Origin of the sequence: Mesorhizobium sp. LNHC221B00, assembly GCF_000502935.1 — a bacterium.
Lineage (GTDB): Bacteria > Pseudomonadota > Alphaproteobacteria > Rhizobiales > Rhizobiaceae > Mesorhizobium > Mesorhizobium opportunistum.
In genome coordinates this window covers 127592-148961 of sequence record NZ_AYWR01000014.1, presented here as the reverse complement: position 1 = coordinate 148961, position 21370 = coordinate 127592, and the positions used below count along the sequence as shown (strand labels likewise).

General features: G+C 63.3%; 27 protein-coding genes and 2 pseudogenes. 9 read left to right on the top strand and 20 right to left on the bottom strand.

Going from position 1 to position 21370, the window contains the following annotated elements; all coding sequences use genetic code 11:
* Positions 1–57: 57 nt before the first annotated feature.
* Positions 58–465: an ACT domain-containing protein gene (locus X741_RS147390; protein ID WP_023778934.1), complete on the bottom strand. Its 408-nt coding sequence runs from the start codon at positions 463–465 to the stop codon at positions 58–60.
* A gap of 307 nt (positions 466–772) precedes the next feature.
* On the opposite strand from X741_RS147390, the gene X741_RS147395 reads away from it, so the two are divergent.
* Entirely contained in the window at positions 773–1036 is a 264-nt protein-coding gene (locus tag X741_RS147395; protein ID WP_023768381.1) for a YMGG-like glycine zipper-containing protein, read from the top strand.
* 69 nt (positions 1037–1105) lie between these two features.
* Here X741_RS147395 and rpsP read toward each other — a convergent pair whose 3' ends face one another.
* The 7 genes from rpsP to X741_RS147430 form a co-directional block, all read right to left on the bottom strand.
* A complete protein-coding gene (gene rpsP / locus X741_RS147400) occupies positions 1106–1507 on the bottom strand; it encodes a 30S ribosomal protein S16 (RefSeq protein ID WP_010912392.1) in 402 nt (133 codons plus the stop codon).
* 68 nt (positions 1508–1575) lie between these two features.
* Positions 1576–1917: a chorismate mutase gene (locus X741_RS147405; RefSeq protein ID WP_023768383.1), complete on the bottom strand. Its 342-nt coding sequence runs from the start codon at positions 1915–1917 to the stop codon at positions 1576–1578.
* A 7-nt stretch (positions 1918–1924) separates the two neighbouring features.
* Positions 1925–3529: a signal recognition particle protein gene (gene ffh / locus X741_RS147410; RefSeq protein ID WP_023768384.1), complete on the bottom strand. Its 1605-nt coding sequence runs from the start codon at positions 3527–3529 to the stop codon at positions 1925–1927.
* 409 nt (positions 3530–3938) lie between these two features.
* Positions 3939–4226: an addiction module antidote protein gene (locus X741_RS147415; protein ID WP_023778933.1), complete on the bottom strand. Its 288-nt coding sequence runs from the start codon at positions 4224–4226 to the stop codon at positions 3939–3941.
* A 2-nt stretch (positions 4227–4228) separates the two neighbouring features.
* Positions 4229–4516, bottom strand: a complete 288-nt coding sequence (locus X741_RS147420) for a type II toxin-antitoxin system RelE/ParE family toxin (protein ID WP_023778932.1) — start codon at positions 4514–4516, stop codon at positions 4229–4231.
* A gap of 148 nt (positions 4517–4664) precedes the next feature.
* A complete protein-coding gene (locus X741_RS147425) occupies positions 4665–5267 on the bottom strand; it encodes a DUF1236 domain-containing protein (RefSeq protein WP_023768387.1) in 603 nt (200 codons plus the stop codon).
* Between the two features lie 63 nt (positions 5268–5330).
* The gene (locus X741_RS147430) at positions 5331–6428 is read right to left on the bottom strand and encodes a putative zinc-binding metallopeptidase (protein ID WP_023778931.1); all 1098 of its coding nucleotides are present in this window, start codon (positions 6426–6428) and stop codon (positions 5331–5333) included.
* Positions 6429–6726: 298 nt separating this feature from the next.
* Here X741_RS147430 and X741_RS147435 point away from each other — a divergent pair, with 298 nt between their 5' ends.
* Entirely contained in the window at positions 6727–7524 is a 798-nt protein-coding gene (locus X741_RS147435; RefSeq protein WP_023778930.1) for a lytic transglycosylase domain-containing protein, read from the top strand.
* Positions 7525–7660: 136 nt separating this feature from the next.
* On the opposite strand, the gene X741_RS147440 is transcribed toward X741_RS147435, so the two are convergent.
* The 3 genes from X741_RS147440 to X741_RS147445 form a co-directional block, all read right to left on the bottom strand.
* A complete protein-coding gene (locus X741_RS147440) occupies positions 7661–8140 on the bottom strand; it encodes a hypothetical protein (protein ID WP_348625690.1) in 480 nt (159 codons plus the stop codon).
* 70 nt (positions 8141–8210) lie between these two features.
* A complete protein-coding gene (locus X741_RS0135355) occupies positions 8211–8795 on the bottom strand; it encodes a hypothetical protein (RefSeq protein ID WP_023778928.1) in 585 nt (194 codons plus the stop codon).
* 173 nt (positions 8796–8968) lie between these two features.
* Complete coding sequence (locus X741_RS147445; protein WP_023778927.1) at positions 8969–10192, bottom strand: argininosuccinate synthase; 1224 nt, start codon at positions 10190–10192, stop codon at positions 8969–8971.
* 80 nt (positions 10193–10272) lie between these two features.
* On the opposite strand from X741_RS147445, the gene X741_RS1000000171515 reads away from it, so the two are divergent.
* The 3 genes from X741_RS1000000171515 to X741_RS1000000167615 all read left to right on the top strand — a co-directional run bounded on the left by X741_RS1000000171515 (position 10273) and on the right by X741_RS1000000167615 (position 12002).
* Positions 10273–10398, top strand: coding sequence for a hypothetical protein (locus X741_RS1000000171515; RefSeq protein WP_023778926.1), 126 nt, complete (start codon positions 10273–10275; stop codon positions 10396–10398).
* A 109-nt stretch (positions 10399–10507) separates the two neighbouring features.
* Positions 10508–11149, top strand: coding sequence for a LysE family translocator (locus X741_RS147450; protein WP_023778925.1), 642 nt, complete (start codon positions 10508–10510; stop codon positions 11147–11149).
* Between the two features lie 172 nt (positions 11150–11321).
* Positions 11322–12002 (top strand): outer membrane protein, encoded by a 681-nt coding sequence (locus X741_RS1000000167615; protein ID WP_051410479.1) that lies wholly within the window; start codon positions 11322–11324, stop codon positions 12000–12002.
* A gap of 7 nt (positions 12003–12009) precedes the next feature.
* On the opposite strand, the gene X741_RS147455 is transcribed toward X741_RS1000000167615, so the two are convergent.
* The 4 genes from X741_RS147455 to rlmN all read right to left on the bottom strand — a co-directional run bounded on the left by X741_RS147455 (position 12010) and on the right by rlmN (position 14891).
* The gene (locus X741_RS147455) at positions 12010–12567 is read right to left on the bottom strand and encodes a GNAT family protein (RefSeq protein WP_031250227.1); all 558 of its coding nucleotides are present in this window, start codon (positions 12565–12567) and stop codon (positions 12010–12012) included.
* 157 nt (positions 12568–12724) lie between these two features.
* Entirely contained in the window at positions 12725–13213 is a 489-nt protein-coding gene (locus tag X741_RS147460; protein WP_023778922.1) for a hypothetical protein, read from the bottom strand.
* Positions 13213–13659, bottom strand: coding sequence for a hypothetical protein (locus tag X741_RS147465; protein ID WP_023768399.1), 447 nt, complete (start codon positions 13657–13659; stop codon positions 13213–13215). The genes X741_RS147460 and X741_RS147465 overlap by 1 nt, the downstream gene beginning before the upstream one ends.
* The gene (rlmN, locus tag X741_RS147470; RefSeq protein ID WP_023778921.1) at positions 13656–14891 is read right to left on the bottom strand and encodes a 23S rRNA (adenine(2503)-C(2))-methyltransferase RlmN; all 1236 of its coding nucleotides are present in this window, start codon (positions 14889–14891) and stop codon (positions 13656–13658) included. The genes X741_RS147465 and rlmN overlap by 4 nt, the downstream gene beginning before the upstream one ends.
* 347 nt (positions 14892–15238) lie before the next feature.
* Here rlmN and X741_RS147475 point away from each other — a divergent pair, with 347 nt between their 5' ends.
* On the top strand, positions 15239–15538 hold the full coding sequence (locus X741_RS147475; RefSeq protein WP_023768401.1) for a hypothetical protein: 300 nt from the start codon (positions 15239–15241) through the stop codon (positions 15536–15538).
* A 135-nt stretch (positions 15539–15673) separates the two neighbouring features.
* Positions 15674–17054: pseudogene (locus tag X741_RS01000000166955) on the top strand (chloride channel protein).
* A 72-nt stretch (positions 17055–17126) separates the two neighbouring features.
* Here X741_RS01000000166955 and X741_RS147480 read toward each other — a convergent pair.
* The 3 genes from X741_RS147480 to X741_RS147490 form a co-directional block, all read right to left on the bottom strand.
* Positions 17127–17630 carry an invasion associated locus B family protein gene (locus X741_RS147480; RefSeq protein ID WP_023778920.1) on the bottom strand — a complete coding sequence of 168 codons (504 nt, stop codon included), beginning with the start codon at positions 17628–17630 and terminating at the stop codon, positions 17127–17129.
* Between the two features lie 272 nt (positions 17631–17902).
* Positions 17903–18265 carry a YkvA family protein gene (locus tag X741_RS147485; RefSeq protein WP_023778919.1) on the bottom strand — a complete coding sequence of 121 codons (363 nt, stop codon included), beginning with the start codon at positions 18263–18265 and terminating at the stop codon, positions 17903–17905.
* Positions 18266–18403: 138 nt separating this feature from the next.
* A complete protein-coding gene (locus X741_RS147490; RefSeq protein WP_023778918.1) occupies positions 18404–18700 on the bottom strand; it encodes a 4a-hydroxytetrahydrobiopterin dehydratase in 297 nt (98 codons plus the stop codon).
* Positions 18701–18791: 91 nt separating this feature from the next.
* Between X741_RS147490 and X741_RS1000000168775 the strand changes: the two genes are divergently transcribed.
* Positions 18792–19310 carry a low molecular weight protein-tyrosine-phosphatase gene (locus tag X741_RS1000000168775; RefSeq protein ID WP_084018731.1) on the top strand — a complete coding sequence of 173 codons (519 nt, stop codon included), beginning with the start codon at positions 18792–18794 and terminating at the stop codon, positions 19308–19310.
* On the opposite strand, the gene thpR is transcribed toward X741_RS1000000168775, so the two are convergent.
* Positions 19214–19810, bottom strand: coding sequence for an RNA 2',3'-cyclic phosphodiesterase (gene thpR / locus X741_RS147495; RefSeq protein WP_013892219.1), 597 nt, complete (start codon positions 19808–19810; stop codon positions 19214–19216). The two genes, X741_RS1000000168775 and thpR, sit on opposite strands and share 97 nt — an antisense overlap.
* Positions 19811–19940: 130 nt before the next feature.
* Positions 19941–20586 (bottom strand): annotated as a pseudogene (locus tag X741_RS01000000166950) (arylesterase).
* An 87-nt stretch (positions 20587–20673) separates the two neighbouring features.
* Between X741_RS01000000166950 and X741_RS147500 the strand changes: the two are divergent.
* Positions 20674–21369 carry an ABC transporter ATP-binding protein gene (locus X741_RS147500; RefSeq protein ID WP_023768408.1) on the top strand — a complete coding sequence of 232 codons (696 nt, stop codon included), beginning with the start codon at positions 20674–20676 and terminating at the stop codon, positions 21367–21369.
* Position 21370: the final 1 nt, after the last annotated feature.

Genomic DNA, 21370 nt, shown 5'->3' with positions numbered 1-21370 from the left:
CTGCCCTACCGGGCATCTCCCCCACGAGGGGGGAGATCGGCAGCTTTGGCCGCCGCGCTAAACTCTGTTCTCCTTTGCCAATTCCATCAGCAGCTCCATTGCCTCCTCGGCCCGCTCCGCCGGCACGAACAGGTGATCGTGGTAGAAGGCCGAGACCGGATTGACGCCCATGCCGGCGGTTGCCAGTCGCGTGGTGATGGCGGCGAGGAAGCCGACTGCTTCCAGCGATGAGTGGATGTTCAGCGTGATCATCCGGCAGCGGAACGAGGCGGCCAGCCCGGCGGCATGGGCCGCCGCCTCGGTCACGATCAGCGTCGTGCCCTCGCGCTCGCGGAATATCATGAGCGGTTCGAGGCCTTCCGGCTGGGGAATTCCAGGCGCCAGCGTGGCGAAGACATAGATGCCATCCAGCAATTCCGGCGTCATCGATGCCAGCAATGTCCTCAGATCGGTTTCGCCGGTCATTTGTTCCTCACCGGATGCATCCATAGCCGCGAGCGGTGAATGCCGATAGTCGCGATGTGAAGCTGGAGAGACAGCATCCCGGATGTCGCTTCTGCCTTCGCCAATAGCCAATTTCGCTGATCGGCAGGGATTTCGAGGTCGGCCTCGCCATCTGGAGCACAAAACCGAGGCATGACCGGCACGGCACCCTACCGCTTGTTCGAGCAGGCGGCGTCGCGATCTTTGTTCTCCTCGGGATCAAATTAGCCGTCTGAGAGTTAAGGACACGGCGGCGAGACGGCGATCCGCGTGTGAGAGGAACGAAAAGATGACGAAAATCTTGACCATTCTGGTGTTGGCGACGGCGCTCGGCGCATGTTCGCAGACGGAAAAAGGCGCTGCCGTGGGTGGCCTTGGCGGTGCCGCGGTCGGTGCCGCGGTTGCGGGCGATCCGGTGCAGGGCGCGGTTGTCGGCGGCGCGGTCGGTGCCGTGGCCGGCGCGCTGATCGGCCATGCCAGCGAAAGCGGCCAGTGCCGATACCGTGACCGCTATGGTCGGGTCTATGTCGACCGCTGCCCGAGCGGCTATTGATCGCCTCCGGGCTGAGATCAAAACGGCGGGCACAGGCCCGCCGTTTCGTTGATGCGATGAAGCAATATTTTACTCGGCGGTGGCGGCTTCCGCTTCGGCCGGAGCGGCGGCAGCGGCCGCGACGGCGGCAGCGGCGTCTTCCTGCGCCTTCTTCAGCAGGGCGGCGCGCTCCTGCGCCTTCTTGCCCGGCTCGGCCTTCTTCGGGTTGGAGCGGGCATCGCGCTTGGCGAGGCCGGCCTCGTCGAGGAAGCGCAGCACGCGGTCGGTCGGCTGGGCGCCATGCGACAGCCAATGCTTGACGCGGTCGGCGTCGACCTTGACGCGCTCGCCGTCCTTGGGCAGCAGCGGGTTCCACGAGCCGAGCGACTCGATGAACCGGCCGTCGCGTGGCGAACGGGCGTCGGCGACGACGACGTGGTAGTAAGGACGCTTCTTCGAGCCCGCACGGGCCAGTCTGATCTTCAGTGCCATTTCTTTTCTCCTAAAAGCTCTGATTTCGTTTGATTGGATTTCAACTGAGATTTCTCAGCCGGTTTTCGTCACGCCGTTGGCAGCGGATTTTTTGTCCCGCCGCTGCTCGAAGCGGCGATCTGTTCGTGGTGTCGGATCACTTCGCGGACGACGAAGTTGAGGAATTTCTCCGCGAAATCGGGGTCGAGATGTGCGTCATGCGCCAGCTGGCGAAGACGGGCGATCTGCTGCTGCTCGCGCGCCGGATCGGCCGGCGGCAAGCCATGCTCGGCCTTCAGCACGCCGACCGCCTTGGTACAGCGGAAGCGCTCGGCCAGCATGTGGATCAGGGCGGCATCGATGTTGTCGATCGAGGCGCGGTAGCCGGCCAGGATGGTGCGTGCGTCGGCCATGTCTTTTTCTTCGTTCATAGCGCCCTCACTTCTTCTTGCCGAGGCCGGGCAGCCCGCCGCCGCCGAGGCCCGGAAGCCCCGGAAGCTTCATGCCGCCGGGCAGGCCGGGCAGGCCACTACCGCCAGGAAGACCGCCGGGAAGGCCCTTCATGCCGCCAAGGCCCGCGGCCTGCGCCTGCTTCTGCAAGGCTTCAAGCTGCTTGGGGTCCATCTTGGAAAGGTCGGGCATGCCGCCCATCATCCCCCCGGGGCCGCCGGGCATCATGCCGCCAAGGCCCATCTTGGAAGCAAGGCCACCCATCATGCCGCGCATCAGGCCGCCGCCTTTGCCCTTGCCGCCCATCGCCTTCATCATGTCGGCCATGCCGCGATGCATCTTGAGGAGCTTGTTGATCTCGGCCGCATCGGTGCCGGAGCCGGCGGCAATGCGCTTCTTGCGCGAGTGCTTGAGCATATCGGGATTGGCGCGCTCGGCCTTGGTCATCGAGGAGATGATGGCGAGCTGGCGGCCGAACATCTTGTCGTCGAGGCCGGCGGCGGCCATCTGGTCCTTCATCTTGCCCATGCCCGGCATCATGCCCATGATGCCGCCCATGCCACCCATCTTCGACATCTGCTGAAGCTGCTGGGCGAGATCGTTCAGGTCGAACTTGCCCGACTGCATCTTTTTGGCCATCGCCGCCGCCTGCTCGGCGTCGATGTTCTCGGCGGCCTTCTCGACCAGGCTGACGATGTCGCCCATGCCGAGGATGCGGTCGGCGATGCGCTTGGGGTGGAATTCCTCCAGCCCGTCCATCTTTTCGCCGGTACCGATCAGCTTGATCGGCTTGCCGGTGACGGCGCGCATCGAAAGTGCGGCGCCGCCGCGGCCGTCGCCGTCCATGCGGGTCAGCACAAGGCCGGTGATGCCGACGCGTTCGTCGAAGCTTTTCGCCAGGTTGACGGCGTCCTGGCCGGTCAGCGAATCCGCGACCAGCAGGATCTCGTGCGGGCTCGACACCTTCTTGATGTCGGCCATCTCGACCATCAACGGCTCGTCTATATGGGTGCGGCCGGCGGTGTCGAGGATGACAACGTCATGGCCGCCGAGCTTGGCCGCCTGGACGGCGCGCTTGGCGATGTCGACGGGGTTCTGGCCGGCAATGACCGGCAGCGTCGCCACCTTGACCTGCTCGCCGAGCTGACGCAACTGCTCCTGCGCCGCGGGCCGCCGCGTGTCGAGCGAGGCCATCAGGACTTTCTTGTTCTGGCGCTCGGTCAGCCGCTTGGCGATCTTGGCCGAAGTGGTCGTCTTGCCGGAGCCCTGCAGGCCGACCATCATGACGACGACGGGCGCCGGCGCATTGAGGTCGATGGCCACGCCTTCGGCGCCCAGCATGTCGACCAGCTCGTCATGGACGATCTTGACGACCATCTGGCCGGGCTTGATCGACTTCAGCACGGCGGCGCCGACGGCCTTCTCGCGCACCTTGTCGGTGAAGGTGCGCACCACTTCGAGCGCCACGTCGGCCTCGAGCAGCGCACGGCGCACCTCGCGAAGTGCTGCCGAGACATCAGCCTCCGACAGCGCGCCGCGGCCGGTCAGGCCGTTCAGGATGGAGCCAAGACGCTCCTGCAGGGACTCAAACATTGGTCAACTCGCCGCGCGAGAGCGCCTTGGATTCATAGTAATCCCTGTCGGGCCGATGGCCCTCCACGCCTCTTGTGCGCTCCTGTAGCGATTCAAACATCGATCGTCCTTCAATCTCGGTTCGAGTTCGATCCGAGAGGTAATGCGTTCGCGCCAACTGTCCAAGCAAAAGCAAAGCCCAAAACCAAAAAGCACCCGGGGGCGCTCAGCGCTGCCGGATGTTGGCCTCCAGGATCTGTTTACAGCACTTGGCCTAAAGAGGCTTCGGCGTCCTGGTCGGCTTGCTCGGAGGGATACTCGTCGCGGAATTCGAGGGGTGTAGACAGGAAATCGGCCGAAGAGTCAAGACAAGGGCGAGTTGGCAAGGCGTGCGCGAGCCATCTGCCGGACGACCGCCCTGCGAAGTGGGTCAGCTTGCCGGCTCGGCTGTGATCTTCACCCCGAGCGCCTTCGTGACCCCCAGCAGCGTCGAAAGGCGCGGGTCACCGTCGGGCCTCAGTGCTTTGTAGAGAGCTTCACGAGTGACGCCTGCTTCCTTTGCAACGGCAGTCATGCCGCGCGCGCGGGCAACGATGCCGAGCGCGTTCGCTATATAGCTGGGGTTGCCGGACGCAAAGGCGTCGGCCAGCAGTTCGGCCTGACCTTCGGCGCTGCCAAGATGCTCGGCGGGATCAAAGGGAACGGTTTCGATTGCCATGATCATAACTCCTTGGCCATCTGGATGGCCATTTTTATGTCGCGACCTTGGCTGGACTTGTCGCCGCCGCAAAGCAGGATGATGACTTCGTTGCCCCGTCTGACGAAATAGAGCCGGTATCCCGGCCCAACATCCAGCCGAAGTTCGCCGATGCCATCGAAGTACTTCACGTCTCCCATGAGGCCGGACTGGATGCGGGCGACGCGGATCGCGATCTTCTCGACGGCCCGCTTGTCCCTCATGCCGGTGAGCCAATCACGAAAGTCGGTGGTTTGGCGGACCTCGATCACCCGTGAACTATAGTTCACATCTTTGATGCGTCAACCCGTATGTGAAAAAATAATTCACAGTCAAAACCGGTGGCACCCAGGCGGGCGTGCCTGGGTGGGTAAGTATCCGGATATCACTGCCAGCCGCTTCGGCGACGGCCGGCTGGCCTCAGCGCACCACGTACATGATGCGTCGCGTCTGCGGATCGACCAGCGTCGGCTGGCCGTTCACATAGACATAGCGGTAGTTATAGTCCGGGATTTCGCGCAGTTCGACGGTGTCGGGCAAGGTTGCCCCGGTCACTACCTCGCCATCCAGATAGACGGGGTCGAGACGGTGTGTACTGACATAGGTCCTGACTTCGGCCGGTGGCCGCGGGATGGCATCGACCGGCTCGCCGGCGACGATCGCTCCGGTATAATCGGTCGAGTAGTCGCCGATGTCTTCCGGCGGCGAGACGACGGCGACGCTGGAGCCGTGCGGGCGCTGCGTCAGCACCACCCGGCTGCCGCCGAAATCGGCCGTGACATAGTCGGAATAGACCCAGCCCTGGCCGCCGGCTTCGGCGATGGTGCACCATTTGCTGTTTTCGATGCAGCCATTGAGCGTTGCCGACTGGCCGGCGGCGAGCACGCCGATGACCGGATATTGCGGCCCGGGGCCGGCGCGAACGTTGAGATCGGTGACCGCCGAGACGGCGGTATCGGCAAGTGCTGAACCCGACATCACGGTCAACATCCCGGCGACCGCGGGAAACAATACGGATTTCATGATTTCTCTCCGTTTTCATGGTCCCTCGGCGGTGAAAACGGCGCAGCGGCGCATGCGTTCCGGCTAAAACGCCTGCATCAACTCACGATTTGTTCCCGGTTCTTTCGGCAAACCGGTCAGAAGGTCGTGAACGAAGGTGAGTTTCCGCGCCGTGACGTCCGAAATGACGAAGGGGTAGAGGTCAGGCAGGCCCATGCAGCGGTTGATCGAGTTGGAGGCTTCCGACAGCACCAGCCAGCGGGCAAGGATCTTGTCGAAGGGCTCGGGCGTGTTTGCGGGTTCCGAAGGTGCTGCCTGCAGTTCGCCGCCGGTGTCGCCTCGCGGCAGATCGTTGGCTTCCACTGTCTCGAGCCGGCCGAGCGGGAAGTTCAGCGCATGGACCATCTCCAGGGTGTCGGTGATGTGCAGATGGTGGGCCCAGGTTTCGGCCCAGTCCTCCCACGGATGCGAGGTGGCATAGGCCGAGATGTGGTTCTGCTGCCAGTCGGGAGGCGCGCCGTTGGCATAGTAGGTCTTCAGCGCCTGTTCGTAATCGGCGCGTTCATCGCCGAACAAAGCGCGGAAGGCGTCCAGCCTTTGCGGATCGTCGCGGATCAGGCGGTCCCAGTAATAATGGCCGAGCTCATGGCGGAAATGGCCGAGCAGCGTGCGATAATTCTCACCCATCTCGACGCGGCGCTTCTCGCGCTCGGCGGAATCGGCCTCCGCGACATTGAGCGTGATCAGGCCATTGTCGTGGCCGGTAAGGATCCGTTCGCCGCCGGGGCCGCCGCCGATCGGATCGGCGAGGAAGTCGAAGGCGAGGCCTATCTCGTCGGTGGGGGCCTGCTTGGGCGCGACCGGCAGGCCGAAGGCGAGCAGCGAATAGATGGCGCGCTTCTTGGCCGCCTCGACCCGGATCCAGCGGCGGCGATTGCCGTCGACCGAGAGATCGGGGATCAGCTGGTTCAGCACGCAGGCACGGCAAAAAGCCTGTCCGGGTTCGGTCATCCAGTTGCAGGCGCACTCGTCGGCGTTGGTGCACTGGAAGGCGCCGTCGGCGCCCGACAAGGCAAATCGGGCATGGGCGGGATCATAGAGCACGAGACTCCCGCAATTTAGGCACCGGGCGTTCTCGAAGTAGAGACGGTGGCCGCAATGCGGGCAGTCGAAAAGTTTCATGTCGGTCTCAATCGTCGGATCAGGGGAAGGACGTCGTTCAAACGCCGATCATCAGGCGTCGTTCCCGACCGTGACACCATTCAGCAACATGGTGGAAGGATCGGCGGGGTTTCGGCCGCGCCCGCCACAATAATCACTTGATCGTAGGCAAATTCCACGGCATTCGCCAGCATTGCAGTAGAGACGGTGACAAGAGCACGTCCGAGACAGCGACAAAGGGCGCGTCTGGGACAGTGACAAGAGCATGTTTCGCTGGCAAATTCGCGCGGGACGTGAATCAGGCAACCAGGAGAACAACATGGCATTTCTTGCCAAGGGTAGGATTTTAGCGGCCACCGTAGTGGCGGTACTTGCGCTGGCAACGGGCGCGCAGGCAGCATCCAGCTGCGGCAAGACCGGTGCCGGCTTCGAGGCCTGGAAACAGGATTTTGCCGCGGATGCCAAGGCCGAAGGTGTCGGCTCGAAGGGTCTGGCCGCCCTGGCCGGCGCCACCTACGCAACCAGGACGATCTCCGCCGACCGTGCAATCCACAAGGCTTTCAGCGGCTCGGTGGAAGCCTTCATGAAACGCCGTGGCGGGGCCGCGATCATTTCCAAGGGCCGTGCGCTGAAGAAGTCGAACGCCGCGCTGTTCAACCAGATCGAGCGGAACTACGGCGTGTCGCCGGGCGTGTTGCTCGCCATCTGGGGTATGGAAACCGGCTTCGGTGCCTCCATGGGCAACCAGAACACGGTCTCCGCCATTTTGACGCTGGCCTATGATTGCCGCCGCCCGGACTATTTCCACCCGCATGCCATTGCGGCCTTGAAGCTGGTCGATCGCGGAGCGCTGAGCGCCTCGTCGGTCGGCGCCATGCATGGCGAGGTCGGCCACACGCAGTTCCTGCCTGGAAATGTCCTGAAGTATGCGGTCGGCAGCGGGAACCTGCGTGACAAGGCCACGGCGCTGGCTTCCACCGCCAACTTCCTCAAAGGCCACGGCTGGCGTGCCGGCGCGGGCGCAAACGCGAATATGGGCGCGATTGCCGGCTGGAATTCCGCGAGCGTCTATCAACAGGCCATCGCCCAAATCGCCACGGCGATCGACGCCGACTGATAGAAATCTCTATTCGGCAAAAGCCCGGCCATGTGAACTGACCCCCGAAGGTTGTGTCCAACTTTCGGGGGTCAGTTCACATGTGCCGGGCTTTTTTGTTGATGGGAGCGGCAAACACGGCTTCAGCGTCTGGGGGCTACTTCACGTCGAGCGCATAGGAGCAGCCAGCCAGCGCCTTGCCGGGATGGGACTCGACGGTCGAGACGTTGAGCGTGATGCGCGTGGCAAGTCTCACGCCGCCGCTGTCCTCGGTGCTTTCGGCCACGACCTTCTCGCCCAGGAATTTGTCCGGGGTCGAGACCGCCGCCGGGACGTTGAGCTGGCGGGCGAGATCCGCTGCGGCGATGCCGTCAAGCACGGCCATCGGTCCGGTTGCGGTAAAGGCGATTGTCACCGTCTCGCGTCCGAAGACATGGACCGGAGCAGGCAATTGATACTGCCGCAGGAAGGGATTGCCCGATGCAACCTCTTTCCAGCCAAGCGTATCCGCCGCCCTACGCTCGCCGGCCAGCCACAGGGCAAAGCTGTTGTAGTTCGGCACGTCTGCCCGGCATTCGAGGAGTGCGGCGAGGTCGAGCGAGGCGGGATCATAGTCGCCGGCTTTGGCAACAGCCAAATTCGCCAGGATAGCCACCGCCGGCAGGAAACAGTTTCCAGGAATGGCCGAGCGCCTAGGCACATCACCCTCAATAATGCGCGTAGCCGCTCAACGGGCATTTTTGGGAGGCGGGAACCTGGAAGGTGCCGTCAATACCGCTGCAGTTACGGAATCTAGGGTTTTGCGGCGGCGGGGCAACCGTCCTTCGCTTGCCCTCGATGACCGTCGGGACTCCGGAATTCTGCGCGTAGCCGCTCGAAGGGCATTTTTGGGAGGCGGGAACCTGGAAGGCGCCGTCAATGCCGCTGCAGTTACGGAAGTTGGGTGACCGCGGCGCCTGGGCTTGCGCGGGCGCAGCCGCCTTTGCTTTGCCCTTGAGGACCATCCAGATTTCGGTCGGCTGGTCGAGCTGAAGCCTGTTTATGTCGGAATAGCTGATGCGGCCGCTGCGTATCCCATCGGCAATGCGCTGGCAAAACAGGGCGGGCATGCGCTCTTGCGAGACGCCCATGAACAAAGCCATGTCATGCTTGAACGTAAGGTCCCGTGTGCGAGCGGAGGCGACGCATTCGTTCATCTCCGCCTTCGGGTCACGCTTGGCGCCTGCCTGTGAGGACTGGCACACCGTCAAGACGACGATCAAGCCAAGCAGAAGAGAAATACTATTCTTCACTGTCAACCCCCCTAAACCCGCAAGTGAACTTAGATGATACCGCCAAAAGGTCAAACAGGAACCGAGTCCAGGCGGCTTGATTTTGTTTATATTAGAGGCGGCAAATAAAAACCCGACGTCTCCGTCGGGTTTCTTAGGCGTAGTTGGCAAAGCGCCAGGCCGTTGTCCGGATATCAGCCCTTGCGGTTGCGTGCGGCCAGCGTGCGCAGTCTGAGCGCATTGAGGCGGATGAAGCCGGCGGCGTCCTTCTGGTCGTAGGCGCCGCGGTCGTCCTCGAAGGTGACCAGCGCGTCGGAATAGAGCGTCTTCCTCGACTTGCGGCCGGTGACCATGACGTTGCCCTTGTAGAGCTTCAGCCGCACCGTGCCTTCGACGTCTTCCTGGCTCTTGTCGATCATCGCTTGCAGCATCAGGCGCTCGGGCGCGAACCAGAAGCCATTGTAGATGAGTTCGGCGTAGCGCGGCATGAACTCGTCCTTGAGGTGGGCAGCACCCCGGTCGAGCGTGATCGATTCGATGGCGCGGTGCGCGGCGATGAGAATGGCGCCGCCGGGCGTCTCATAGACGCCGCGCGATTTCATGCCGACGAAGCGGTTCTCGACCAGGTCGAGCCGGCCGATGCCGTTGTCGCGGCCGAGATCGTTGAGTGCCGCCAGCATGGTCGCCGGCGACAGCTTCTTGCCGTTGAGCGCGATCGGATCGCCCTTCAGGAACTCGATCTCGATCTCGGTGACCTTGTCGGGCGCATCCATCGGCGAAACGGTGCGCTGGTGGACGAATTCCGGCGGCTCCACCCAAGGGTCCTCCAGCACCTTGCCCTCGGAGGAGGAGTGCAAGAGGTTGGCGTCGACCGAGAACGGTGCCTCGCCCCTCTTGTCCTTGGCCACCGGGATCTGGTGCTGCTCGGCGAAATTGATCAGGTCGGTGCGCGACTTGAACGACCAGTCGCGCCACGGCGCGATGACCTTGATGTCGGGGTTCAGCGCGTAAGCCGAAAGCTCGAAGCGCACCTGGTCGTTGCCCTTGCCGGTGGCGCCATGCGCGATCGCATCGGCGCCGGTCTCCCTGGCGATCTCGACGAGATGCTTGGAGATCAGCGGACGCGCGATCGAGGTGCCGAGCAGGTAGGTGCCTTCATAGACGGTGTTGGCGCGGAACATCGGAAAGACGAAGTCGGACACGAATTCCTCGCGCACGTCGACGACGCGGATGTCCTTGATGCCCATCATCTCGGCTTTCTTGCGCGCCGGCTCCAGTTCGCCGCCCTGGCCGAGATCGGCGGTGAAGGTAACGACCTCCGCGCCGAGCTCGGTCTGCAGCCATTTCAGGATGATGGATGTGTCGAGGCCGCCGGAATAGGCGAGCACGACCTTCTTGACGTCTTTGGTCTTGGACATTTCTGCTCCGTCGATGGCGGACACTTGGGCGTCACGCATTGTCGGAGCGCCTTTTAGCAGGAACGGCAAAGCGAGCAAGCATGCGCGGCGCCAGACTGCTGATCCAGCGCGTGGCGGCTGACGTCTCTGAAACTCTTCGCGATGTGGAATGGATCGTCAGCCTGATCGATGCACGTGAGGAAGCTCCGAAGCGTCCGGCCACCTAAAAGAAAAGGCCCTTGCCGCTCGAGGGTGCCCGCCGGAGATGCACTAATTAGCCATCTGGCGCCGGCGCGACGCGTCTTGTATAGGCCCCAGGTTCTCCCGGAGCCTTCCATGTCCTTCATTCCAGACACCACCACGCTGATCCAGTTCGCCATCGCCACCGTGATCCTGGCGATCACGCCTGGGCCCGACATGACGCTGTTCGTCTCGCGCACGCTGAGCCAGGGGCGGGCCACCGGCTTTGCCTCGATGGCCGGCGCGCTGTGTGGCACGCTGGTCCACACCACGCTGGTGGTGGTCGGCATCTCGGCGCTGATCGTCGCCTCGCCGATGGCCTTCTTCGTGCTGAAGATCTTCGGCGCCGGCTATCTCGTCTTCCTGGCCTGGCAGGCGATCGCCAAGGGCTCGGCCTTCTCGCCGGAAAAGAAGACGGGCCCGCGGATCTCGCTGTTGCGCAGCTGGGCGGCGGGGCTCGGCGTCAACCTGCTCAATCCGAAGATCATCCTGTTCTTCATGACCTTCCTGCCGCAATTCGTCTCCGCGCACGACCCGAACGCGCCAGGAAAGCTGTTTTTCCTTGGGCTCATGTTCATCGTGCTGTCGGTCCCGGTGACGGCGCCGATGGTGCTGGCGGCGGAAAAGTTCTCGGCGGCGATGAAAGCCAGCCCGCGGGTCACGCGGGTGGTCGACTATCTCTTCGCCGGCGTGTTCTCCGCCTTCGCGCTCAAGATCCTGACGGCGCACGCGAAATAGGCTTTCCCGTTACCGCAAATTTACCGGCGCTGTTGCATTGTTGCAATTGTAGGCTCCGTTGCGCTCGCCTAAGAANTTCCCGTTACCGCAAATTTACCGGCGCTGTTGCATTGTTGCAATTGTAGGCTCCGTTGCGCTCGCCTAAGAACCGCTAGGGCACTTGGGGAAATCGATGAAAAGCATACTTTTGGCATCTGTCGCCTTGATTGGGCTGGTCTGCGAGGCCAGCGCGCAGGACGCGGCTTACAACTGGTCGGGGACTTATATCGGTGTCGAGGGCGGCTATGCCGGCTCTTCGGTCCGCTTCAGTGCCGACGCGGCCAGCTTCGACGACACTTACCACAAGGATGGTTATCTCGGCGGCATCTACGCCGGGCATGACTGGCAAAGCGGACAATTCGTCTATGGCGTAGTCGGTGATTTCGATTTCATCGGCATGCACGACACGGAATTCGGCCAGCTTGACCTTCTAGGCAAGGGCGAGACCTACACCTACGACGTCGACTGGGTTGCGACCGCGCGCGGCCGCGCCGGCTATGCGGTGACGGACGGTTTGCTGGCTTATGTGACCGGTGGCGTGGCGGCTGGGCATTTTCAGGCGACATCCTATTCAAACGTCTTCGTTCCGTTTCCTCCGTTTTCCTCGGCGTCGACCTCGGACTTCTCCGGCGTGAAGTTCGGTGGCGTGTTCGGTCTCGGCACCGAATATGCGCTGGCTGACAAGTGGTCGCTGAAGGCGGAATATCTCCACTACATATTCGACGAGATCGAGCCGGGGCCGGGCGGTACGGCCGGCGCGAGTTTCCGGCCGTCTCTCGACACGGTGAAATTCGGTATAGCGTATCGCTTCTAAGGGTAAGCTAGGCGGGAAGACCGGGTCCGGCGAAGAGTCGGGTCAATCCGGCCGCCTCGGCCATCTTTGTACGCTCTTCATACTCTTCGAGCGTCAGCGCATAGAGCATCTGGTCGATGCGTTTGCCGGTGCGGCCATCGATGCGGTGCGACCGCAAGGTGCCTTCGAGCCGCAAGCCGGATCGTTCGCAGACGGCGATGGCCGCTTGATTTCGCGCCAGTGGCTGGAATGTAACCTTCTCCAGCTTGCGCTCGCGAAAGAAATGCCGGAGCAATACGACGGACGCCTCGAATGCCATGTTGCGGCCGCGGTTGTCCGGATCGCCGATGATCAGATGGAGCGAGCCGAGGCGGTGCCTCAGGTCGACCTCCATCACGGCCAGGCCTAGCGGCACGTCATCGGGCCGTCGCAGGATCGCCATCAGGTTTCGCTTCAGATTGTCGAAGCTCGCGACATAGGCGCGGAAAGCGTCGAGACCCATGGCTTTCTCCGGCGCGTTCAGCCCTTCCATGACAGCCGGATCGGTCAGCCATTCCGCGATCTCAGGCGTGACCTCGGACGGCACGAGCGTTCGGATGCGAGCCTTGTCGCTCCACCTGTCGACAAAGACCGGCTTCAGTCGCTGTGCCGCAAGAGGTGTAACAAGCGGTGGGAGTGGCGACCTTGCGCCCTGCTGCGGCATTTTTGGCATGGCCTAGTCATGCGAAAGCAAGCGGTCGGGGTCAAGAGCGCCGATCGAGATCAGGCGCCTGAAAGCTTCGCGTGGCCGTTTGCCACCAGCTTCCAGCCCAGCGCCCGGCGGCGAGCCAGTAGAAGATGCCGCCGACCATGCCGCTGCCGATCACCGCCATGATGGCGCTGGTGCCGGTCACCGCGAAGGTGGTGTCACCGATGTGGTCGACAATGCCGAGGAACACGGCCGCGACAACGGCGCCCGCCAGCGCATAGAACAGCCAGTCGCGCCGGCCGAGGATTTCGGCAACCAGGACGACGACCGCCGCCGGCATGAAAGCGAAATAGGCGACGAACAGGGCGACGAAGGGAATCGAGAAATACAGCGAAGCCGTCGCCGCCGGATGCGCCTGTTCCGGCGTGTAGCCGAGCGATGCCAGGAACAGGACGTTGAGAAAAGCGCTCGCCGCCAGCGAGGCGACGGCATAGCCGAACAGGATGACGGCAAGGCGCACGATGTAGGTGACCAAGCGGCCCATCACGGATCTCGCTGCTTGAGCTGACCGGACCCACGCCCAGCCAGAAGCCAGTAGACCCAACCGGCAGCGGTGCCGGCGGTGGCCAGGAAACCGAGGAAGCCAGGATTGAAAACAAATCCTCCCGCCGAGCCCGGGACCAAAACACCAAAGGCGATGGACGTGATCGCACCCGTGGCCGCGAAGTAGAACCATCCCTGAAGCGATCGCCATTCGGCGAGAACGATGGCAGGACCGACGACCAGCAGCGCGCAGACCGCCACGGTCAACACGGCGAGCGGAAAGGACCCCAGCCAGTCGAAGGTGAAAACCAGGGACCAGTTGCCGTATTCGATCCCTTCCAGAAGCGTAATCAGCAGGACTGGCACCAGGATGGAGGTCAGCACGGCGGCGACATAACCGACCGCTATGATGGCGAAACGCTTGAGCCCGGCGACGAGACGGTTCACGCCTCGCCGTGCCCCGCGATCATCATGGCTTCCAGCGCCAGCCGGTCGACCTTGCGCATGCGCTCCGATTCCGACTTTAGCTGGCCGCAAGCGGCAAGGATGTCGCGGCCGCGCGGCGTGCGGATCGGCGAGGCATAGCCGGCATTGTTTATGTAGTCGGCGAATTTCTCGATCGTCTCCCAGTCCGAGCACTGGTAATTGGTGCCCGGCCATGGATTGAACGGGATCAGGTTGATCTTGGCAGGAATGCCCTTGAGCAGCTTGATCAGGCCCTTGGCGTCCTCGATGGAATCGTTGACGTCCTTCAGCATCACATATTCGAAGGTGATGCGCCTGGCGTTCGACAGGCCGGGATAGGCGCGGCAGGCGGCGATCAGTTCCTTCAGCGGATACTTCTTGTTGATCGGCACCAGGAGGTCGCGCAGATCGTCATTGGTGGCGTGCAGCGAGATCGCCAGCATGACGCCGATCTCCTCGCCGGTGCGGAAGATCTCGGGCACGACGCCGGAGGTCGACAGTGTGATGCGTCTTTTCGACAAGGAAAGCCCGTCGCCGTCGGAGGCGATCAGCAGCGCCTTCTTGACCGCGTCGAAATTGTAGAGCGGCTCGCCCATGCCCATCATGACGATGTTGGACACTTTGCGGCCCTCGGCCGGCACGATGGCGCCGTCGGGCGTATCGCGGTCGGGAAAATCGCCGAGCCGGTCGCGGGCGGTGAGCAATTGCGCCAGGATTTCCTCGGCAGTCAGGTTGCGGACAAGCTTCTGCGTACCGGTGTGGCAAAACGAGCAGGTCAGCGTGCACCCAACCTGCGAGGAGATGCAAAGCGTGCCACGGCCTTCCTCGGGGATGTAGACGGTCTCGATCTCGACCGGCCGGCCGGCGCCGCGCGGCGGGAAGCGGAACAGCCATTTGCGGGTGCCGTCGGCGGAAATCTGCTCCTCGACGATTTCGGGCCGCGCCACGGTGAAATGCTTGTCCAGTTCGGCGCGCAGGTCCTTGGAGATGTTGAACATGCCGGCGAAGTCGGAAACGCCGCGCACATACATCCAGTGCCAGAGCTGCTGGGCGCGCATTTTTGCCTGGCGTTCCGGCACGATGCCCGAAGCGACCAGCGCCTCGCCGAGCTCGGCCCGGGTGAGGCCGATCAGCGACGGTTTTTCGGCCGACGGGGCGCGGGCGCGCAACGCGTCACGGGCGCCTTCAGCGGTGAGGTCGAATGAAAGGGTCATGGTTTCACAGATATAAGCGGTTTGCGGCCAATGTTCAGACATCGGCCTGATATGAAGCGCGGCGCATAGCACAGGTTGAGGGCGGAGTCATGCCGGATGGCACACAACACCTTGGTGCCGGCGGCGTCTCGATCGTGAAGGTTCTGGTCGACGGACGAACCCATGGGGCTGAACCGAGCATTCACGGACCACCCGGTTTGACGCACGACAACGCCCGCTACGCCGGCTTTGCGGCCGCTTCCGGTGCGCTGGGACCGATCACATTGTCGTGTTGGCGTAACAATTCCCGTGCTGGCTTCGAAGTCTGAAAGGGGCAACCATGCCCTCGACAAATGGGAGTATGCACAATGAACTCGATCAAGATCGCCGTCCTTGCAGGGCTCGTCGGCCTTTTCGCCTCGCAGGCACTTGCCGAAGACGCGATGGGCAAAATGACCATGATGAAAGGCGGGGAGGTGACGGCGATCATGCCGGACGGGCACATGGGCACCATGATGCCGGATGCGAAGATGGGTGCCGAGATGATGAAGATGGCAAAGCCGATCAAGCATTGCATGATGATGATGACCGACGCCAAGGGCAAAGCCTACATGATCGATACGTCGACCAAGAAGGCCCAGGCCGAGTGTGAAAAAATGGCCATGTGAGGTCTGAATCCGTCGCGACTTCTCCCGTCGGCGCAGGCGCCGGCGGGAGCCCTGCTGGTGAGACGGCGACCTGATCCGGCGGGCTTGATCGGCGTCATGTGTGTGCTAGGGCTGAGCCTCCATCCGAGGACAGACATGGCCGGCCAATCGCGAAAATATCCCCTGTTGCGGCGCTCGCGCGCCATGTGGGGCTCGCGGCGCGTCTGGCAGCCGCGGCTGGTGTTCTGGGCCGGCGCCGTCGGCATCGGCGTGATCAGCGTCCTGTTCGCGGTGCTGGCCGACAGGGCGCAGGAATTATTCCATCTGATAACGGGCCGCGAGGACGGCTGGCGTTTCTATCTGCCGCTCATCCTCACGCCGCTGGGCTTCGTGCTGTGCGCCTGGCTGGCCCACAGCTTCTTCCCCGGTTCGCAAGGCAGCGGCATTCCGCAGGCGATCGCCGCCCGGCACCTGCGCGACGACGACGACCGCAGCCACATCCTCTCGCTCAAGCTGGTGGCGGGCAAGATCGCGCTCACCATCGTCGGCCTGTTCTGCGGCGCTTCGATCGGCCGCGAGGGGCCAACTGTGCAGGTCGGCGCCTCGCTGATGCTGCAGGCGGCACGCTGGGGCGGCATGGCGCAGGCGCGCGGCCTGATCCTGGCCGGCTCGGCGGCCGGCATCGCCGCCGCCTTCAACACGCCGCTGGCCGGCATCGTTTTCGCCATCGAGGAAATGGGGCGCACCTATGAGGCGCGCACCAATGGGCTGGTGCTGACGGCGGTGATCCTGGCCGGCATCGCCTCGCTCGGCCTGCTCGGCAACTACACCTATTTCGGCGTCTCGAAGGAGACGATCGCGTTTGCCGCCGACTGGCCGCTGGTGATCGCCTGCGGCGTCATCGGCGGNCTGCGGCGTCATCGGCGGCGGCTTCGGCGCGCTGTTCTCGCTGCTGGCGCTGAAGATAACGCGGCGGATCCGGCGCTGGCACACCGGGCAGCCCCTGCAGCGCGCCTTGCTGGTGGCCGCCGTCTGCGGGCTTGCCGTGGCGGCGATCGGCATCGCCTCGGGCGGGCTGACCTTCGGCACCGGCTATGTGCAGGCGCGCGGCGCCGTCGAGGGCACGCCGCTGCCCTGGTTCTTCTTCGCCGAAAAATTCCTGGCCGGGCTGCTGTCGATGGTCTCGGGCANCTCGGGCATTCCCGGAGGCATCTTCGCACCATCGCTGGCGGTCGGCGCCGGCATCGGCAGTTCGCTCGGCCTCGTCCTCGGCGCCAGCACCGGTGCGGCGGCGCTGCTCGGCATGGCCGGTTATTTCGCTGGCGTCGTGCAGGCGCCGATGACGGCTTTCGTGATCATCCTGGAGATGACCGGCAATCACGATAATGTCATCGCGCTGATGCTGGCCTCCATGCTGGGCTACGGCACGGCGCGCATGATCTCGCACGAGCCGCTCTATCACGCGCTGTCGCGCGTGTTCATCGCCGAGGCGATCCGGCGGCGGCGGGCGGAAGCCGCGCCGGCCCCGCAGGACTGAGCCGCGGGGTCCGAAAAAAACAAAAAAGGCCGGGCTTTGCGGCCCGGCCTTCGGTTCAAATATGGTTCGTGCCTATTTGCACTTGGCGATCGACGACAGCGCCGCCGAGATGCCCTTCAACGAGAAGACATAGGAGGTCGGGTTGCCGCGGCCGGACTTCGCCGAAACCTTCATGTCGGTGCCGGTCTTCATGGCGGCGATCAGGACTGGCTCCTCGGCAGCGTTCTCGACCCAGGCCGACTTGCCGCGCGTGAACATCGAGAAGGACTTCTTGTCGATGGTGACGGTGGCCTTGGAGCCTTCCTGGAAATTGTAGCCGGCGATGAACTGCGGCTCGTAGGAGACCTGTTGGCCAGGGCGCTGGCTGACGAAGAAGAACATGTCGCCATGATCGAGCGTCGGCGGCTGCTTGTCGGTCGGCACGGTCAGCACATAGCAGACCTTGCCGCCCGACGCCTGGTAGCTGTAGGTGCCCCAGGCATTGTGCTGGCCGATCTTGGTCGCCTGCTGCGCCAGCGCCGGCGCTGCAAAGGCCACCAAGGCCAGACCCGAGACTAGTGCAATCAATCCGCGCATCGTTTTTCCCGTATTCCAAATGGTGCGGAGGCGGGCCGCATGGCGTCCTGCCGTCGCTTCATTTTGATTTAATCTGGGTTACCAAACGGTGAACTTCTCTGAGAAAAGGACACTCACCCTAGGAAACCGCCGCCATTTTCGCGCCGCCGCCTTGTCAGCGGCTGGCGCGACGTCCCTTCGGCGACTTGGAGGCCACGAAAGCGGCAAGAGTTTGACTTTTTTGCCGGGCCTCCGAACGCCTGTATCCAGAGGCCTGGCGGACATCGGGACGCTCAGCCCTTGTCGGCGATGGCATCCCTGGCGGCCTGTCGATGCGCCGGCGTGATGTGGGCGCTGACGGCGGTGATCGCGGCGGTCAGCACGGCAATGTCGTCGGTGAAGCCGAGCCCGAAGATGAAGTCGGGGATCAGGTCGACCGGCAGCACGAAATAGCCGAGCGCCGCCACCAATATGCCCTTGGCGCGCAGCGGCGTGTTCTTGTCCATGGCGCAGTAATAGGCGGCGACGACGTCTTCCATGAACGGAATCTGCCGCGCTGCCTTCTTGGCCGTGCGCCAGAATTTCTCGCGCACTTCGCCCTCGCCCGCGAGCTTGTCGCCAAAGCCGAAGAAATCAAAACCGGATTCTTGCGCCATCAATCACTCCTCGCGGGCCTCATACGCATCCCAGCGCATGCTTCGCGAGCGAAAATGTGGTGAAAGCCGAACCCCGCTGCAAGATGCCGGTGCCGATTTGGCGATCCGCGCCCGGTTGCGGGCATGAAAAGGTAATGTTCAGCCGCCGGCAAAGCGGTTCATCTTCTTCGCCAACTCGATGTCGAGTGCCGTCAGGCCGCCGGCATCATGGGTGTTGAGCGTGACCTCGACCGTCTTGTAGACGTTCGACCATTCGGGGTGGTGGTCCATCTTTTCCGCGGCAAGCGCGACGCGGGTCATGAAGGCGAAGGCCTCGGAGAAATTCTTGAAGGTGAAGGTGCGGCTGATAGATCCTGCATCTGCGGCCAGCGCCCAACTATCGAGCCCGGTCAGCGCTGCTTCGGCGGCTTGCCTGTCCAGTTTCTCTCTCGCCATGTTCTTTTCCCATGCTATCTCGATTGAAGTCGTCACCATAATGCATGTCGCGGTTTTGGGATAACGACATGCGCAACGAAATTCCGGATCGATGAGCGCGAAGCCGATAAAATCCATTCTGTTCGTTTGCCTCGGCAATATCTGCCGTTCGCCACTGGCCGAGGGCGTGTTTCGCGCGGTCTGGGCGGAGCGCGGGCTTGGCCGGGACATCCTGCTCGATTCGGCCGCCACAAGCGGCTGGGAGGTCGGCTCCGCTCCCGATCCGCGCTCGATGGCGATTGCCGTGCATCACGGCATCGACATTTCCGCGCAGCGGGCACGCCGGATCACGTCGCAGGATTTTCACCGCTTCGACCTGATCCTGGGCATGGACCGGTCAAATGTTCGCGACCTGAAGGCGCTGGCGCCGGCGGTGATGCGCGAGCGCATACACCTGTTCCTGGACTTCGCGCAGGGAAAACCGCGCGACGTGCCGGATCCCTATTACGACGGTCAGCAGGCTTTCGCCGAGGTCTACCGCATGATCCGCGAGGCGTCGGAGGCGCTGGCGACCCGGCTGGCAGGGCGGGCGTCGGTGCTCGACAGCGGCCAGGCTTCCTCGACGATATAGGGTCCTCCGCCGACCGAATCGCGCGACGACATCAAGACGAAGCGGCCGATGCGGAACGGCAGGGTCGAGAAATTGCCGCGCGCCGACAGATATTGAGCAACGTCCAGCGGGCTCGAATTGCGCAGCCTTGCAAGGGTGACATGCGGCATGAATTTGCGCGGATCGGCGGGGATGCCGAGCCGCTGGCAGATGCGATCGATTTCCCCCTGAAGTGCCGCCAGATCGGGCGAAGCCGACACGCCGGCCCACACCGCATGCGGCTTTTTCTGGCCGAAAGCACCGACGCCGGTCAGGGTCAGCGAGAAGGACGGGCGGTGGACGCGGTCGAGCGCGTTGGCGATCTCGTCGGCGACATGGCCCTCGACATCGCCGATGAAACGCAGCGTCAGATGATAGTTTTCGACATCGATCCAGCGCGCCCCTGGCAGGCCACCCCTCAAAAGGGACAGCGAAAGGGCGGCATCACGCGGAATTTCGAGGGCGGTGAAAAGACGCGGCATGAAAAGCCTCCCTTCCTCGAATCGAAACTGTCACCCGTAGCGAATCATCGATAATCAAATGGAGCAAGTGGTTTGTTGGTCGCAGGTCCTTAACTAAGCTTCCGCAGCGGAAGTTGTTCCGGTTCGGTCCTTACGAAGCTTTCGGGGCAGCCGCGATGGCCTTCTCGACCGTCGGCAGGATGCGCTCGACCATCCGGTCGATGCCTTTGACGCTCGGATGCAAGCCATCCTCGAGCTGCATGCCGGGCTCTCCGGCGACGCCGTCGAGGAAGAATGGATAAAGGGTCGATGTCGTATTTCTTCGCAAGGCCCGGGAAAATGGCGTCGAAGGCGTTCTGATAGTCGGCGCCGAGATTGGGCGCGGCGCGCATGCCGGCCAGCAGCACCGCGATCTTGCGCTCCTTCAACTTGGCCAGCATCTCGTCGAGGTTCTTCCTGGTGATGTCGGGCGCGACGCCGCGCAGCATGTCGTTGGCGCCAAGTTCGAGGATGACCAGCCGCGTGCCGTCGGGCACCGACCAGTCGAGCCGCGCCAGGCCGCCGCTGGTGGTGTCGCCCGAAACGCCGGCATTGGCGACAGCCACATCATGGCCCTTGGCACGAAGGGCTGCCTGCAATTTGTCGGTAAACCCCTCGTCGGGTCCGAGGCCGAAACCCGCCATCAGGCTGTCACCGAAGCCGACGATCTTGAAAGGCTCGGCGCGCGCCGACGAAATGGCGCCGAAAATGGCGAGGAAAACGATCAGGCCTGCGGCAATGCGGCGTTTGAAAGACATGCGGCAGGCCCCATATGAGCAAACGAATTCTTTCGGCGACGGCTTCCGGCAAGCAGAGCCCTTCCTCCCATATAGGACGCTTTCATTTTGACAGAAGCCGTCATCGAGTTGAAAGACGTATCCCTGAGGCTCGGTGAAGGCGCTTCCTCCGTCCATGTGCTGAAGGGCATCAGCCTCGAAGTGGCGCGCGGCGAAGCGACCGGCATCGTCGGCCCGTCGGGCTCCGGCAAGTCGACCTTGCTGATGGTGCTGGCAGGCCTGGAGCGGATCGATTCGGGCACGGTACGGATCGCCGGCGAACTGCTCAACGGCAAAAGCGAGGACCAGATTGCTTCGTTTCGTGGCCGGAACATCGGCATCGTGTTTCAGTCTTTTCACCTCATTCCCAACATGACGGCGCTCGAAAATGTCGCCGTGCCGCTCGAGCTGGCGGGCCACGCCGATCCGTTTTCGGTGGCGGAGCGGGAACTGGCGGCGGTTGGCCTCAGCGACCGCGTCACCCATTATCCCGGCGAACTTTCGGGCGGCGAACAGCAGCGCGTGGCGATTGCCCGGGCCCTGGCGCCGTCGCCGCGCATCCTCATCGCCGACGAGCCGACCGGCAATCTCGACCAGGCGACGGGGCGGCAGGTCGCCGATCTCCTGTTCGCCAAGGCGGCCGAGCGCGGCATGACGCTGGTGCTGGTCACCCATGATCCGTCTCTTGCGGCGCGCTGCTCGCGCCAGGTCTCGATGCGCTCCGGCCTGATCGAGGACGCCCCCTTGCTCAAAGTGACGGCCTAGC

Bases quoted from the DNA above. Each gene is read 5' to 3' on its own strand.
- X741_RS147390 (WP_023778934.1), bottom strand. From the start codon at position 465: ATGACCGGCGAAACCGATCTGAGGACATTGCTGGCATCGATGACGCCG.
- X741_RS147395 (WP_023768381.1), top strand. From the start codon at position 773: ATGACGAAAATCTTGACCATTCTGGTGTTGGCGACGGCGCTCGGCGCA.
- rpsP (WP_010912392.1), bottom strand. From the start codon at position 1,507: ATGGCACTGAAGATCAGACTGGCCCGTGCGGGCTCGAAGAAGCGTCCT.
- X741_RS147405 (WP_023768383.1), bottom strand. From the start codon at position 1,917: ATGAACGAAGAAAAAGACATGGCCGACGCACGCACCATCCTGGCCGGC.
- ffh (WP_023768384.1), bottom strand. From the start codon at position 3,529: ATGTTTGAGTCCCTGCAGGAGCGTCTTGGCTCCATCCTGAACGGCCTG.
- X741_RS147415 (WP_023778933.1), bottom strand. From the start codon at position 4,226: ATGGCAATCGAAACCGTTCCCTTTGATCCCGCCGAGCATCTTGGCAGC.
- X741_RS147425 (WP_023768387.1), bottom strand. From the start codon at position 5,267: ATGAAATCCGTATTGTTTCCCGCGGTCGCCGGGATGTTGACCGTGATG.
- X741_RS147430 (WP_023778931.1), bottom strand. From the start codon at position 6,428: ATGAAACTTTTCGACTGCCCGCATTGCGGCCACCGTCTCTACTTCGAG.
- X741_RS147435 (WP_023778930.1), top strand. From the start codon at position 6,727: ATGGCATTTCTTGCCAAGGGTAGGATTTTAGCGGCCACCGTAGTGGCG.
- X741_RS147445 (WP_023778927.1), bottom strand. From the start codon at position 10,192: ATGTCCAAGACCAAAGACGTCAAGAAGGTCGTGCTCGCCTATTCCGGC.
- X741_RS1000000171515 (WP_023778926.1), top strand. From the start codon at position 10,273: ATGCGCGGCGCCAGACTGCTGATCCAGCGCGTGGCGGCTGACGTCTCT.
- X741_RS147450 (WP_023778925.1), top strand. From the start codon at position 10,508: ATGTCCTTCATTCCAGACACCACCACGCTGATCCAGTTCGCCATCGCC.
- X741_RS1000000167615 (WP_051410479.1), top strand. From the start codon at position 11,322: ATGAAAAGCATACTTTTGGCATCTGTCGCCTTGATTGGGCTGGTCTGC.
- X741_RS147460 (WP_023778922.1), bottom strand. From the start codon at position 13,213: ATGGGCCGCTTGGTCACCTACATCGTGCGCCTTGCCGTCATCCTGTTC.
- rlmN (WP_023778921.1), bottom strand. From the start codon at position 14,891: ATGACCCTTTCATTCGACCTCACCGCTGAAGGCGCCCGTGACGCGTTG.
- X741_RS147475 (WP_023768401.1), top strand. From the start codon at position 15,239: ATGAACTCGATCAAGATCGCCGTCCTTGCAGGGCTCGTCGGCCTTTTC.
- X741_RS147480 (WP_023778920.1), bottom strand. From the start codon at position 17,630: ATGCGCGGATTGATTGCACTAGTCTCGGGTCTGGCCTTGGTGGCCTTT.
- X741_RS147485 (WP_023778919.1), bottom strand. From the start codon at position 18,265: ATGGCGCAAGAATCCGGTTTTGATTTCTTCGGCTTTGGCGACAAGCTC.
- X741_RS147490 (WP_023778918.1), bottom strand. From the start codon at position 18,700: ATGGCGAGAGAGAAACTGGACAGGCAAGCCGCCGAAGCAGCGCTGACC.
- X741_RS1000000168775 (WP_084018731.1), top strand. From the start codon at position 18,792: ATGAGCGCGAAGCCGATAAAATCCATTCTGTTCGTTTGCCTCGGCAAT.
- thpR (WP_013892219.1), bottom strand. From the start codon at position 19,810: ATGCCGCGTCTTTTCACCGCCCTCGAAATTCCGCGTGATGCCGCCCTT.